Source organism: Synechococcus sp. W60.1 (assembly GCF_047461575.1).
In the GTDB taxonomy this organism is placed as follows: Bacteria; Cyanobacteriota; Cyanobacteriia; order Thermostichales; family Thermostichaceae; genus Thermostichus.
This window is the reverse complement of record NZ_JANSHL010000002.1, coordinates 315,899-329,415: the sequence shown is the minus strand read 5'-3', so window position 1 is coordinate 329,415 and position 13,517 is coordinate 315,899. Positions and strand designations below refer to the sequence as shown.

The following is a 13,517-nucleotide window of genomic DNA, read 5'->3' as shown; positions in this document are numbered from 1 at the left end:
CCCAGATCCTGAGGCTGGAGATGGGGGTTTACCTCGATAAGCGCGATCACCAATTATCCAACTTTTCCTTGACGGAATCAACCCAAGTTTTCACGTGCTTGCCCGTTTGTTGCCGTAGGCTACGGGCGTTGCGATCCACATCTTTGCTCAGGCGCTGCAACTGCTTGGACAGATCCCGCACGGTGTCATTGCGCTGGGCTTGGCGCAGCAGGTCGCGAGCAGCCGATTTGACGTCGTCAGCAGCGTCCCCCTCTAGGATGTCCTGCAAAAACTGCAGGACTTTTTCATCCAGGTGGTAGCCCCGCTCCGCTTCCACCACTAGGGTACGTCCGGCGCGGTCGTGAATGGTTTGGCGTTTTTCCTTGTCGAAGACGGCAAACAGCCCATCCGCAGCCAGAGGCACCAGCAGGGCCTCCGTGAGCACAAAGAGGGAGAGCACCCCCTCTCGAGCCAGAGAACGAACCAGGTGCGGCGAGGCTTCGGTCTCGGGATCCAGGGTTTTGATGTTCAGCAGCCATTTGCCGAGGCTTTGGCCCTCAGGACGGGATTGGAAATAGCCGCGGTTCACCAGCCAGGTAGCGAAGAAGGCGAGATAGCCGGTCATGTCCACGGCGCCTGCATTGGCCCCTACCAGAGCAGCCAAGCCCTGGGCCAGATAGGAGATCCCCAGCCCCAGCCCAAAGTCGAGGGCAAAGGCCCCTATCCGTTTACTCCAGGGAGCCAATTTCGGCAGGGTTTCCCCCTCAGCAGCCGTTTGCGGGACTGGCCGCTCGGCTTGAACCGGGGGCAGAGAGGTGGCAGGGGGCAAAGCGCTGAAGGCTCGCCATTCGTTGGCAGTTTGATCCAGTTGTTCGGTTTTGGGCCGCTCTGGAAATTGGGGGCGTTCGGGGTAGGGTCTGGGATCCGTCATTGCCGGTTGAGACAGTCAGTTCTACCATTCTAGCGAGGCAAGCCCACACCCACCGGCAGAGGGGACGGGCTGCGACGGGGGATCTCGTAGGTCAGCCGATCGCGGGCCAGCAGGGTATTGGGAAAAATGGCCTGAGCTTCTGCCAGCAGGTCTTCCAAGGTAATGGGGGCCTCTGGGGTGTAGCGGGGGCTGAAGTGGGTGAGGATCAAAGCTTGGGCCTTGGCTTCGGCAGCCACTTGGGCGGCCATGGCGGCGGTGGAATGCTTGGAGCGGCGGGCCAGCTCCAAGTCAGCCTGAGCGTAGGTAGCCTCGTGGATGACCAGATCCGCAGCCCGGGAGAGATCAACAGCATTGCGGCAGAAAATCGTGTCGGTGCAGTAGGAGAATTTGCGGCCCGGAATGGGATCCCCGACATAATCCCGTCCGTGAAAGCAGCGGCCCTGCCAGATGATGGATTGGCCGGCCTTGAGCTGCCCATACAGAGGGCCAAAGGGGATCCCATCGGCCTGGGCTTTGGCCACATTAAAGCTGCCTGGCCGATCCTGTTCCACCACGCGGTAGCCGAAGGCGAGCACCCGGTGATCCAAGGGCGCGCAGAAGACGGAGTATTCCGGCTCTTGCAGGATGAGACCGGTTTCGACGGTGTGAACGCGGAAGCCGTAGGGGATGCGCGTCTCGCTGTAGCGCAACACCGCCTTTAGGTACTCTTCCAGACCTGGTGGGCCGTAGATATCGATGTGCTCAGGGGTGCTGCCCAAGCCACAGGAGGCCAACAGCCCCGGCAGGCCGTAGATGTGATCCCCGTGCATGTGGGTGATGAAAATGCGGCGCAACTGGCTGGGGCGCAGCTCGTCTAGGCGCAGCAACTGGTGCTGGGTGCCCTCGCCACAATCGAACAGCCACCATTCCGACCGCTGGGGAAACTGCACCGCCACCCCAGAGACATTGCGCTGGCGGGTGGGCATGCCGGAGCTGGTGCCCAAAAAGGTGATCCGAATGGCGTTGGGATCTGTCACAGGGGCAAAACCTCAGGGATTGGGATCCCTAGCTTACCAATTGCTCTCGCTGGCCGAGAAAAAACCCTTGATAGGATGGGGAGTAGAACGTACCCTTGAGCCTTCTCGTCATGATCACCCTGACCGACAGCGCCATCCAAGAGTTGAAGCGCCTGCGCAGCAAGTACGAAAAAGAGGGATCCCAGCCCATCCTGCGTCTGGGGGTCAAGCCGAGCGGCTGCTCTGGCCTCTCCTACGTAATGAACTTCGAGTCTCGGGCCAACCCTGACGATCATACCTTCGACTTTGGGGATATCCAGGTGGCAGTGGATCCCTTGAGCATGACCTTGATCAGCGGCACCACCGTCGACTTTTCCGAGGATCTGCTGGGGGGCGGTTTCCGCTTCAGGAACCCCAACGCAGTCGCCAGTTGTGGGTGTGGCACCTCCTTTGCCACTGCTGAGACTGCTGCTGTCGTTGGTCACTAAAGTCTCAATCGCTGCCTCCCACCCGCCTTTGGGCGTCAACGGTTGGAGGGCTCTAGGCTGGGCAGCCAAAGGACAAACCAAGTCCATCCCTTCTGGCTGGTGACCCGGACTTGGCCCTGCAGATACTCCACCCAATGCTTCACCAAGGCCAGTCCAAGGCCGCTGCCCGGCTGTGCCCAGGGATCCTCAGAGGGCACCCGGTAAAAGCGCTCGAAAAGGTGGGGCAGGTGGTCAGGCTCGATTTGGGCGGTGTTGCCAATCCTTAGCTCAACCCCACCGGGAAAGGCTTGCACCTCCAAGCGGAGGGTTCCGCCCGGCTGGGTAAACTTGCAGGCATTTTCCAGCAGTTCCTTCAGGATCAGGGTTAGCTGCTGCGGGTAGCTGTAGAGCACTGCGGGAAGTGAGGTCAGCTCCGCCATCTCCAGCTTCAGTTGCCGAGCCTGAGCCCGTTCTCGCACCCCATTGAGTAGGCTTGTGCAAAGGCTGTGGAGATCGATGGCGGCAGCCGCAGAGCCCAACTCCTTGGCTTCCAGGCCCTGCAGATCCAGCAACTTGTTGATCAGCTCAATTTCAGCCTGACACTCTTCCAAAGCGATGCGGTGGTATTGGCACTGCTTCTCGTCTAGAGGGGAGCGGCCCAACAGTTCCAGGGCCAACTTGATCTTGGTGAGGGGAGTGCGCAGCTCGTGGGAAACGCTGGCCAGAAAGCTATCCTTAAGGCGGCTGAGCTGCTGCAAGTCCTGTACCTGGCAGGCCAGCTGGGCGGTACGTTCCTGCACTTTGGCTTCTAGAGCTTGGTTAAGTTCCCGCAGGTGGCGTTGGGCTTGGCTGGCCTGGATCAGGTGGCGGATACGCCGCTTCAAAACCGCCCAACGAATGGGCTTGGAAATGTAATCGCTGGCCCCGGCAGCAAAGGCTTCATCCACGCAGGACTCATCTTCCAGCGCCGTGACGATGAGAATGGGCAGATCCGAGTTTTGAGCATGGAGGCGGCGACAGCACTCAAACCCATCCACATCCGGCATGACCGCATCCAGCAAGACCATATCCACTGGGTGTTGAGCGGCTAGCTGCAGACAGACTTCGCCGCTGCTGGCTTCCAGGACTTGGTAGCCTTCTCGCTCAAGGGCGTAGCGAACCAAGAGTCGCTGGCTGGGCTCATCGTCCGCGATCAACAACAACGGCTTCTTTTCAGGCGAGGGGGATCCCGCCTGGGCCTCAGGAACCGCCGGCGAGCTGGCCGGAGGGTGGGGATTGGGCCTCAGCATAGGCATCGAGAGGAGAGGGAGAAAAGCTCTGCACTCAGAGACTGAGGATAACTTGCCGATATGCCACCTCCAGCTTCTGCACGGCTTGCTCTATAGTGTCCCATTTTACAGAACTGGCTGGCTCGGCATGAACCAGCTTTTCCAACTGCTGACACAGCTCGGCCAGACGTTTGGCGCCCAGGGTGCTGCTGCCGCCTTTGAGGCGGTGGGCCAACCGAGCAATGGCTTGGGGATCCCGCTGCTCTAGGGCCTGCCGCAGGGATCCCAATAGAGCTTCGCTGTCCTGCCGGTAGGTTTGGATCATCTCCTGCCAGGCTTCTGGAGAGCTGAAGACTGCCCGCATCTGGGCGAGGATAACGGGGTCGAGGGGCGGATCCTCTTCTTGGCTGGCCGGGATGGGAAGGGGAAGGGATCCCTGAAGAACCCGGACTAGGGTAGCCGGCTCCAAGGGTTTGGTTAGATAGCCATCTACCCCAGCAGCTTGGGCAGCAGCACGGCCTTCCGAAAACACATTGGCCGTGAGGACAACAATGCGAGGCTGGCGCTCAGGAGGCAGTTCAGCGCGGATGCGACGGGTGGCCGAAAGACCATCCAGCTCCGGCATTTGCATATCCATCAACACCAGATCGTAGGGTCGCAGGCGCAGAGCTTGGACGGCTTCCAGACCGTTGCCGACTATGTCGGGCCGGTAGCCCAATCGCTCCAGCATGAGGCGAATCACCTTCTGGTTAACCGGGTTATCCTCTGCCACCAGGATCTGAAGCGGGTAGCGGCTGGCCAGGGTCGCGTCCCAAATGGAGGGAGGAGCGGCGGGAGAGGAAGATAAGGAGGAAGGAGCTTTTTCTCCCACAAGCCCCAGCAGCAGCTTCCGCAGTTGGGAGGCTTTGACCGGCTTGGCCAGAGCGGGAAAGGGAGCCGCTGTGGAGAGGAAGTTGCGCCCCGTCAGCACTAGCGGTAACAGGCGGGGTTGCGCTGTCTGCAGGTCAGCCGCCAGGGTCAAGCCATCCCGGTCTGGCAGGGTGGCATCCAGAAGGGCCAGGTCAAAAGGACGAGTTCTAACTGCAGCCTGGGCTTCTGCCGCCAAGGCACAACAGGTTACCTCCATGCCCCAAGCGCTCAGCAGTCGGGATAGCAACTGCCGTTGACTGGCGTTGTCTTCCACCAGCAAAACCCGCTTGCCGGCCAAGCACGGATCCGGTGCGGCGGTTGGCAACAGCTCCTGGTCTGGCCTCTTTAGGGGGATGCGAAAGCGAAAAGTGGATCCCTGGCCCGGCTGACTTTCCACCCCGATTGCTCCCCCCATGAGCTGGCAGAGACGCTGGCTGATGGCCAAGCCCAGGCCGGTGCCCCCAAACTGGCGGCTGATGGAGCTATCCACCTGGCTGAAGGGCTTGAAGAGGCGATCCAATTTTTCGGGGGGAATGCCAATGCCTGTATCCCGCACCTGAACGTTGACCCATTGCTTTTCGGGATCCCTCTCCCCGGCCTCGACGGTCACCACCACCTCTCCCTGGGGGGTGAACTTGATGGCGTTGCTGAGCAGGTTGGCCAAAATTTGCCGCAGGCGACTTGGATCCCCTATCAAGGTTGGCGGCAGGCTGGGATCCACCCAAGCCACCAGTTCCAGATCCTTGCTCTGGGCTTGGGCGGCCATCAAATCCAGCAGCTCCTCCACCAACTGCGGCAAGGAAAAGGGTATTTCCTCCAGTTCCAGTTTTTGGGACTCGATCTTGGAGAAATCGAGGATGTCGTTGATCAGGTTCAGCAGCACCTCGCCTCCATAGCGGATGGTCTGTACCCAATCCTGCTGCTGCGGATCCAAGGAGGTGTCCAGGAGTAGACTGGTCATCCCCAAAATGGCGTTGATGGGGGTGCGGATCTCGTGGCTGATGGTGGCCAGGAACTCGCTCTTGGCCCGGCTGGCGGCTTCGGCAGCTTCCTTAGCTGCTTTCATCTGCTCTTCTGCCAGCTTGGCTAGGGTGATATCCCGCCCGGCGGCGTAGATCAGGGATCCGGCCAAAGAGGCTCGCCACTCGATGAAGCGATAGCTGCCGTCCTGGGTGCGGTAGCGGTTGACAAGGTGATCCAGCCGTTTCTCTTCGACAAGCTGCTGCATGGCAGCCTGTGTGGCGGGGACATCTTCCGGATGAACCCACTCCAAAAAGGGTCGGCTCTGGAGCTCCTGCAGGGAATAGCCCAGGGTGGTCTCCCAGGCGCGGTTGAGACGGCGAAAGTACCCTTGGGCATCGGCAATGCAAAGCAAATCCAGAGCTACCGAGAAAAACTGCTCCAGCTCCGCTTCTGCCGACTTGCGGGCAGTGATGTCCACCGCGGTAAACACCCAACAAGGGATCCCGCGCAAGACAAGGGGCTGCACAAACACGTCTTCCCAGACAACCTGGCCATCCTGCCGCTGCCAGCGCCACTCAAAGCGGGCGGATCCCTGCTGGCGGGCCTGCTCCAAGTAGGGCTGCAAGGCAAACTCCCTCCCCTGCAAAGCCCGGCGATAGGGAGACTGCTCGCAAGCGTCGAAGGCCCGCAGCTCCTCCAGGCTGAAAAACCCGTAGGCGGCAATGGCTTGGGAGTTGGCCTCCAGGATCTCGCCGGTCTCGGCATGACGGATGAGGATGGCCACAGCGGCATTCTCAAACAGCGCCCGGAACTTCTGCTCGCTTTCCTGGACGGCCTGCTGGGATCGCACCCGGTCGGTTACATCGCGGACGATCACCACCACCTCTTGGGGGTTGAGGGGCACAATGCGCACCTCTTCGTGGCGGGTCTCCCCTTCAATCTCGATGCTTTGGTCGTAGCGCTGCCGCGTCTGGGTAGCTATAGCCTGCTGAACAAAGAAAAGCCGCCGCTCGGCCAATTCCGCTGGCAGGACCTCTTGGAGGGATCGGCCCACGTAGGTGTCGGGTGAGCCATAGGGAAGAACCTCGCCCCCCGAGATAAAGCTCAAGCAAATGCCCTGGCTATCAAGGCGGAAGATCAAGTCAGGAATGGCTTCTAGAATGGCTCGCTGCACCTGTTCAGCGGCTTTCAAGGCCAGCTCCGCCTGCTTGGCTTCTGTAATATCCCGCACGATTGCCAGGACTTCCTGGCTGTTGAGAGGGACAATGCGGGCCTCTTCGTAGCGTACCTCCCCTTGAACTTCAATGCTGTACTCGTAGCGCTGTTGGGTTTGGGTGGCCAGGGCTTGCTGAACATAGAAAAGCCGCTGCTCGGCCAATTCCGCTGGCAGGACCTCTTGGAGGGATCGGCCCACGTAGGTGTCGGGTGAGCCATAGAGAAGAACCTCGCCCCCCGAGATAAAGCTCAAGCAAATGCCCTGGCTGTCCAGGCGAAAGATCAAGTCGGGAATGGCTTCTAGAATGGCTCGCTGCAGCTGTTCAGCGGCTTTCAAGGCCAGCTCCGCCTGCTTGGCTTCTGTAATATCCCGCACGATCACCAGGACTTCCTGGCTGTTCAGAGGCACAATGCGGGCTTCTTCGTGGCGTACCTCCCCTCGGACTTCAATGCTGTACTCGTAGCGCTGTTGGGTTTGGGTGGCCAGAGCCTGCTGAACAAAGAAAAGCCGCTGCTCGGCCAACTCCGGTGGCAAAAGCTCCTGCAGGGATCGACCTAAGTGGCGCTCTGCTGGGCAGTAAAGATGGACATCGCCGCCGGAAATAAAGCTCAGGCAGATGCCCTGGCTATTCAGGCGAAGGATGAGGTCGGGGATGTCTTGGAGAATGGCCCGCTGGGTGGCTTCCATTTCTCTAAGGGCCAACTCCGCCTCTTTCCGCTCGGTGATATCCCGCACCAAAACGTAGACTCTATCTCTGCCATGGGCAACGACGCAAGCCTTCTGATAGCGGCGGATTGCCGGCTCAGACTCGTTTGCGGCAGCGGCGGGGAGCACCATTTCGTACTCCAGATACTGTGGCGTTTGAGTGGACAGGGCCCGCCCTGCTAAAAGCTGATACTGCTCTCCGAAAGAGCTGGGAAACACGTCTTGGGCGCGGCGACCCACACAAAACTCGGGCGGATGCTGGGTGGGGACGTAGGGAGAAGGCTTGCAGTTGAGAATCAGCCCCTCAGGGTCAATCTCGAAAATCAAATCCGGGATCGCCTCATAGAGGGCCCGGTAGCGCAACTCGCTTGCCTCCAGGGCTTGCTTGATCTGGACCTGCTCGCTGATGTCGCGGCTGGTGATGAGGATCCCGTCTCCCACCGGCACCACTTGGTGATGGATCCAACTGGCCTTCAAGCCCGGCTGCCCCGAAATGGAGAACTCCTCTTCCAGAGGAATGCCGGTTTCCACCACTCGCTTGTATTTCTCAAAAAAGCCCCCCCAGCGGTTGATGGGCAGCAGCTCGCACAGCCGCTGGCCGATGATCTGCCGGCGCTGGAGGGAAATGAGCTCTTCCCCCTTGGCGTTGACATCCACAAAGACAAAGTCGCGGATCTCGCGGGTAACGGGATCCCGCACCGCCTCCAGCAGGTAAATAGCATCCAAGCTGGCTTCCAAGGCTGCCCGAAAACGAGCCTCTGGGCTGGGGGTGCCTCTAGGAGGTTGGAAGGGAAATCTTCGAGAAAGGGATCCCAGGATCCCTCTGAAGACAGAAAGCGGCTGACTTTCCCCCAGGCTGACGCCAAGCAGCAGGAGAGCCAAGAAGAGGGATCCCAGCAGCCAAAAGGCAAGGCCAGAGGGATCCACCAGGCCCACCGTTTTCCCTACCGCCCATAGCTCTCTGTGCATAGAACCCAGAGATTCCTGCCCCCTTTCCACAGTATCCCAGCAAGTCTTTCCAGCTTATCTTGGAGGTCAAAAGGGGAAGCTCAGCTAACTTGCGGAAATGGCCTCTATGCAATGGGCAGGATTCCTCAAGAGTGGCTTTTTGGGGAAATGAGTCTTGGCTCAAAGCTTTGTTTCTGGGTGCAGTAGGGAGAGAGACTCTTTATTGTGAAGATGCTTTATTGTGAAAAATAATTGTGAAGATTCAGCGGGATCCCTTGCGCCAGCGGCAATAGAGTTTTTCCAACTCCACCCAGACCATAACCACGGTGCTAAAGCCCAAGCAGATCAAAAGTTCAGTGCGGGTTAGCTCCTCTGTGCCAAAGAAGCTGCGCAAGAAAGGCACATAGAGCAGAGCCAATTGCAAGAGCAGAGTGGTCAGGACCGCGCCCAGCAGGTAGGGGTTGGAAAAAGGGTTGGTCTCGATGGTGAGCTTCTCGTTGGAGCGCACGGCCAGCGCATGGCCCATCTGGGCGATACACAGGGTGGTGAAGACCATTGTGCGCCAGTGGGGGATGTAGGCTTCCACAATGGCCATCATGAGGATTGTGGAGATGGCAAAAACCACGCCGATGCGCACCATGTAGGCTCCCAGACCCTGGGCGAAGATGCTCTCTTTGGGGTTGAAGGGGGGGCGCTGCATCACCCCTGGCTCCGCCGGTTCCAAAGCCAAGGCCAGAGCGGGCAGGCCATCGGTCACCAAGTTCATCCACAAGATCTGTAGGGGTGTCAGCGGCACATCCCCCAAGCCCAGGATGGGGGCAGCAGCCACTGTCAGCACCTCACCGATGTTGCTGCCCAAAATGTACTTCACAAAGCGGCGGATGTTGCTGTAGACCACTCGCCCTTCTTCAATGGCGGCCACGATGGTGGCGAAGTTGTCGTCCAGCAGCACCATGTCGCTGGCCTCTTTGCTCACATCGGTGCCCGTGATGCCCATGGCGATGCCAATATCCGCTTGGCGCAGGGCAGGGGCGTCGTTGACCCCATCCCCGGTCATGGCCACGAACTCGTTTTGCTTTTGCAAGGCCTGGACAATGCGCAGCTTGTGTTCGGGGGCGACGCGGGCATAGACCCTGACGGTTTGTACCGTTTGCAGCAGCTCCTCGAAACTCAAGCGGGAGAGGGTACGCCCGTCAATCGCCTGATCCTCCGACTCGAGAATGCCCAGCTGGCGGGCAATGGCAACAGCTGTCAGTTGGTGGTCGCCGGTAATCATCAACGTGCGGATCCCGGCTTCTCGGCAGCGGGCCACGGCCTCTCGTGCCTCTGGTCGCGGAGCATCGTGCATCCCCACCAAGCCCAGCCAAACCAGGTTGTGCTCCACCTCTTCCCCGTTGTCCGGGATCCGCTCTAGCCTCTGGGTGGCTACCCCCAGAACCCGGATACCTTGGGCGGCCAGGCGGTTGTTGGTGCCGAGGATGGCTTGGCGATCTGTTTCCGACAGCTCCTGCCAAGTGCCCCCTTTCTGGATACGATCACACCGCTCTAGCACCAGCTCTGGGGATCCCTTGGTGTAGACGCAGTAGCCGCCGTTTTCTTGGATCACCACGCTCATGCGTTTTCGTTCCGAGCTGAAGGGGAGCTCCTGCACCCGTGGGTAGCGCTCCTGTAAAGAGCCTTTGTGGAGGTTGGCCTTGGCGGCTGCCACCAGCAGGGCGGCCTCGGTCGGATCCCCCAGGATGGACCAGGTGGGCGTTGAAGGGGGAGAAGAAACTGCAGACCGAGGGTTGCGACCGGCAACGGGTTGGAGGCTGGCCTGCAACAGGGCATCGTTGCAGAACACCACGGCCCGCAAGATGGCCTGCAAATCTGGGGCGCTCTCCGGATCCATGAGCTGGCCGCCGCAGTAGAAGGAGCCCTTGGGGATGTAACCGCTGCCGCTGACGTGGTAGTGGCGGTCGGGGGTAACGATGTCGGTCACCACCATTTTGTTTTCCGTGAGGGTGCCGGTTTTGTCGGAGCAGATGGTGGTCACGGATCCCAGGGTCTCTACTGCCGGCAGGCGGCGGATGAGGGCATGGCGGCGCACCATGCGTTGGGTGCCAATGGCCAGGGTGACAGTGATAACCGCGGGCAGCCCCTCTGGTACCACGGCCACGGCCATGCTCAAGGAGGTTTCCAGAAGCGAGGTAAAGGGGGCCATGCTCCCGGCTTGCAGCAGCCCTATCCCCACCACCAGGGCCACCAAAGCCAGGGATCCCGACACCAGCACATTGCCCAGTTGGCTCATGCGCTTCTGCAGCGGGGTGGGCTCGTTTTCCACCGTTTGTAGCAGCTTCGCCACTTTGCCCAGCTCCGTGTTCATGCCGGTGGCAGTAACCAAGAGGATCCCTCGCCCCTGAATCACTTCGGTGCCCATGAAGGCCATGTTGCGCCGTTCCCCCAGCTCGATGTCCGGCGGGAGTACGCAATCTGCCTGTTTGGTTACAGGGGTGGCTTCTCCGGTCAAAGCTGCTTCCCGCACCTGCAGGTTCACGGCCTCGGCCAAGCGCCCATCGGCTGGGATCTGTACCCCGGCTTCCAGCAGCACGCGATCCCCCGGCACCAGTTGGCTGGCTGGAACTTCTTGCCACAGGCCATCCCGCTCCACCCGCACAGTAGGGGAGGCCAGTTTTTTCAGGGCCGCCAGCGCTTTTTCCGCCCGACTTTCTTGCAAATAGCCCAGGCCACCGTTAAGGCCAACGATCAACAAAATGGCCAGGGCATCTTTGGGAAACTCGCCTTCTTGCAAGTCCAAAGTGGCTGAGATCGCCGCTACGGCGATCAGCATCAGCAGCATGATGTTGCGGAATTGATCCAGCAGGACTTGCCAGGAGCTACGGCCAGAAGTGGTGATCAGCTCATTGGGGCCATATTGCCGCTGCCTCTGGATCACCTGCTGAGTGGTGAGGCCACGATCGGGATCGGTCTGCAACTTCTGGATGGCAGCGGCGAGGGTGAGGCTATGCCAGGCAGGAACAGAAGCAAGGGGGGATCCATCCGGTGGGATCATCGCGACCACTCGAGGGTTCTTGCCGCATTTTGACATACTCCCCGCCCTCGAGGGGGAGGATTCTTGTCATCTCCCCAGTTGTTCGGGCCATAGCTCTTCTGGCGCCAGCGGCTGGGATCATCTTCAGAGCGCTAAGCCCACGACGAGGATCGAACTCGTGACCTCCCCCTTACCAAGGGGGTGCTCTACCACTGAGCCACGTGGGCAAAGCCGATGGTGGGCCGAGTTGGATTCGAACCAACGTAGGCGTAAGCCAGCGGATTTACAGTCCGCCCCCTTTAACCCCTCGGGCATCGACCCGTTGACACCGGTCTTTCATCATAGCAGAAGGTGTTGCGTAAGTCAGACACACTCCCACTGTGCCAATTGTCAGCCATCTCAAAACCGAGGAGTCAGAGTCGAAGCGGAACGAGGCAGCCCCAGAGCTGGGTATAAAGGGATCGGGTTAGGGCTGGGCACTTTTCAAGACAAACTGAATAAGGAACTTGATATCGTTTAAGACAGTTTTCTGACTCCTGACCATGATTTCGACCCTCGGCACTCCCACCCATCCAGAGCAGACCCTTTCCCCCAACCAGTCTTTGCGCCCCTTGACCAGCCGTATCAACAGCCGGGGGCACTTGGAAATTGGGGGGTGCGACGTGGTGGAGCTGGTGCGCCAGTTTGGATCCCCTCTCTACATCCTGGACGAATGGACGCTGCGCCGCGCCTGCCAGCTTTACCGTGACACCTGGGCCCGCTGCTACGCCGGGGGATCCCGGGTTTTGTACGCCACGAAAGCCTGGAATTGCCTGGCCATCTGTGCATTGGCGCTGCAAGAAGGGCTGGGGTTGGATGTGGCTTCTGGCGGGGAGCTGTACACGGCCCTGCAGGCGGGGGCCAAAGGTGAAGATCTCTATCTGCACGGCAACGCCAAGTCTCTCGACGAGCTGAACTTGGCCCTGGAGACGGGCTGTACTTTGGTGGTCGATAGCCTGTACGAACTGCAGCAGGTGTCGGCCCTGACCACGCCCGCACGGCCAGCGCGGCTGCTCCTGCGGGTTAACCCTGGTATTGACGTCCACACCCACGAGTACATCCGCACCGGACAAACCGACAGCAAATTCGGCATCGGCCAATGGCAACTGCCGGAGGTGTTTGACTTTTTGGCAGCCCATCCCCAACTGCAGTGCGTTGGGCTCCATGCCCACATTGGGTCACAGATTTTTGATCTACAGGGCCACCGCGACCTGGCGGGGGTGCTGGCCCAGATCTGGCGGCAAGGGCTGGGCAGAGGGTTGCCCCTACAAGAGCTGAATGTGGGTGGGGGCCTGGGGATCCGCTATATCGAATCCGATGATCCCCCCTCCATCCCGGAGTGGGTGGAAACTGTGGCAACGGCGGTGCAACAAGCCTTTGCCCAGTCCGGGATCCCTTTGCCCAAGGTGCTCTGCGAGCCTGGACGATCTGTGATTGGGCCGGCTGCCGTGACCGCCTACACCCTGGGAGGGCAAAAGCGGATCCCTCCCAGCGATGACCTGCCCCAGGGACGCACCTACATCACCATCGACGGTGGTATGTCCGACAACCCCCGCCCGATCACCTATCAAGCCCGCTATACCGCCCTTCTGGCCAACCGACCAGAGGCAGAGGCCACGCAGCGGGTAACGGTGGCCGGCAAGCACTGCGAGTCGGGGGATGTGCTGTTGAAGGATGTGCTTCTGCCCGCCCCAATGGCAGGAGAAGTGTTGGTGGTTTTGGCGACGGGGGCCTACAACTACAGCATGGCTTCCAATTACAATCGCTTCCCTCGGCCAGCCGCGGTGCTGGTCAACGAGGGAGAGGCCCAGTTGATTGTGCGGCGAGAAACTTATGCCGACTTAATCCGTCAAGATGTCTTGCCAGAGCGGTTGCTGCGTTGAAGGGGAAGTTTGCCCATACCCATCTGGTCAGTAGAGGCACAGCCTTTCCTGGCAGCGCCGACCGCAGCCAACGCACCTCATGCGAGAAAGACTGGAAGACAGCCAGGAGGTGAGTGGTAGGCTGGTCTGGGGGCCGCAGTCCAACAGGGGTTCTGAGGTGCAGAACGGCACCAGGCAGAAGGT

7 protein-coding genes and 2 tRNA genes are annotated in these 13,517 nt (G+C 60.1%); 2 read left to right on the top strand and 7 right to left on the bottom strand.

Annotation, left to right across the window (positions count from 1 at the left end; translation table 11 throughout):
- Nucleotides 1-46 precede the first annotated feature (46 nt).
- Nucleotides 47-910, bottom strand: a complete 864-nt coding sequence (locus NW805_RS03585; protein ID WP_414421656.1) for an RDD family protein — start codon at nt 908-910, stop codon at nt 47-49.
- A 29-nt stretch (nt 911-939) separates the two neighbouring features.
- A complete protein-coding gene (locus NW805_RS03580) occupies nt 940-1,908 on the bottom strand; it encodes a ribonuclease Z (protein WP_414421706.1) in 969 nt (322 codons plus the stop codon).
- Between the two features lie 113 nt (nt 1,909-2,021).
- Between NW805_RS03580 and NW805_RS03575 the strand changes: the two genes are divergently transcribed.
- Nucleotides 2,022-2,393, top strand: a complete 372-nt coding sequence (locus tag NW805_RS03575; RefSeq protein ID WP_414421655.1) for a HesB/IscA family protein — start codon at nt 2,022-2,024, stop codon at nt 2,391-2,393.
- Nucleotides 2,394-2,428: 35 nt separating this feature from the next.
- Here the strand turns inward: NW805_RS03575 and NW805_RS03570 are convergent, their stop codons facing one another.
- From NW805_RS03570 to NW805_RS03550, 5 genes are all read right to left on the bottom strand, one after another.
- Nucleotides 2,429-3,661: a response regulator gene (locus NW805_RS03570; RefSeq protein WP_414421654.1), complete on the bottom strand. Its 1,233-nt coding sequence runs from the start codon at nt 3,659-3,661 to the stop codon at nt 2,429-2,431.
- Nucleotides 3,662-3,695: 34 nt separating this feature from the next.
- Nucleotides 3,696-8,402 carry a PAS domain S-box protein gene (locus tag NW805_RS03565; RefSeq protein ID WP_414421653.1) on the bottom strand — a complete coding sequence of 1,569 codons (4,707 nt, stop codon included), beginning with the start codon at nt 8,400-8,402 and terminating at the stop codon, nt 3,696-3,698.
- Between the two features lie 241 nt (nt 8,403-8,643).
- On the bottom strand, nt 8,644-11,433 hold the full coding sequence (locus NW805_RS03560; RefSeq protein WP_414380988.1) for a cation-translocating P-type ATPase: 2,790 nt from the start codon (nt 11,431-11,433) through the stop codon (nt 8,644-8,646).
- Nucleotides 11,434-11,567: 134 nt separating this feature from the next.
- Nucleotides 11,568-11,639, bottom strand: a tRNA-Thr gene (locus NW805_RS03555).
- Between the two features lie 8 nt (nt 11,640-11,647).
- A tRNA-Tyr gene (locus tag NW805_RS03550) sits at nt 11,648-11,733 on the bottom strand.
- 221 nt (nt 11,734-11,954) lie between these two features.
- On the opposite strand from NW805_RS03550, the gene lysA reads away from it, so the two are divergent.
- Nucleotides 11,955-13,334, top strand: coding sequence for a diaminopimelate decarboxylase (gene lysA, locus NW805_RS03545; RefSeq protein WP_011433248.1), 1,380 nt, complete (start codon nt 11,955-11,957; stop codon nt 13,332-13,334).
- Nucleotides 13,335-13,517 lie beyond the last annotated feature (183 nt).

Bases quoted from the DNA above. Each gene is read 5' to 3' on its own strand.
- NW805_RS03570 (WP_414421654.1), bottom strand. From the start codon at position 3,661: ATGCTGAGGCCCAATCCCCACCCTCCGGCCAGCTCGCCGGCGGTTCCT.
- NW805_RS03560 (WP_414380988.1), bottom strand. From the start codon at position 11,433: ATGATCCCACCGGATGGATCCCCCCTTGCTTCTGTTCCTGCCTGGCAT.
- NW805_RS03565 (WP_414421653.1), bottom strand. From the start codon at position 8,402: ATGCACAGAGAGCTATGGGCGGTAGGGAAAACGGTGGGCCTGGTGGAT.
- lysA (WP_011433248.1), top strand. From the start codon at position 11,955: ATGATTTCGACCCTCGGCACTCCCACCCATCCAGAGCAGACCCTTTCC.
- NW805_RS03585 (WP_414421656.1), bottom strand. From the start codon at position 910: ATGACGGATCCCAGACCCTACCCCGAACGCCCCCAATTTCCAGAGCGG.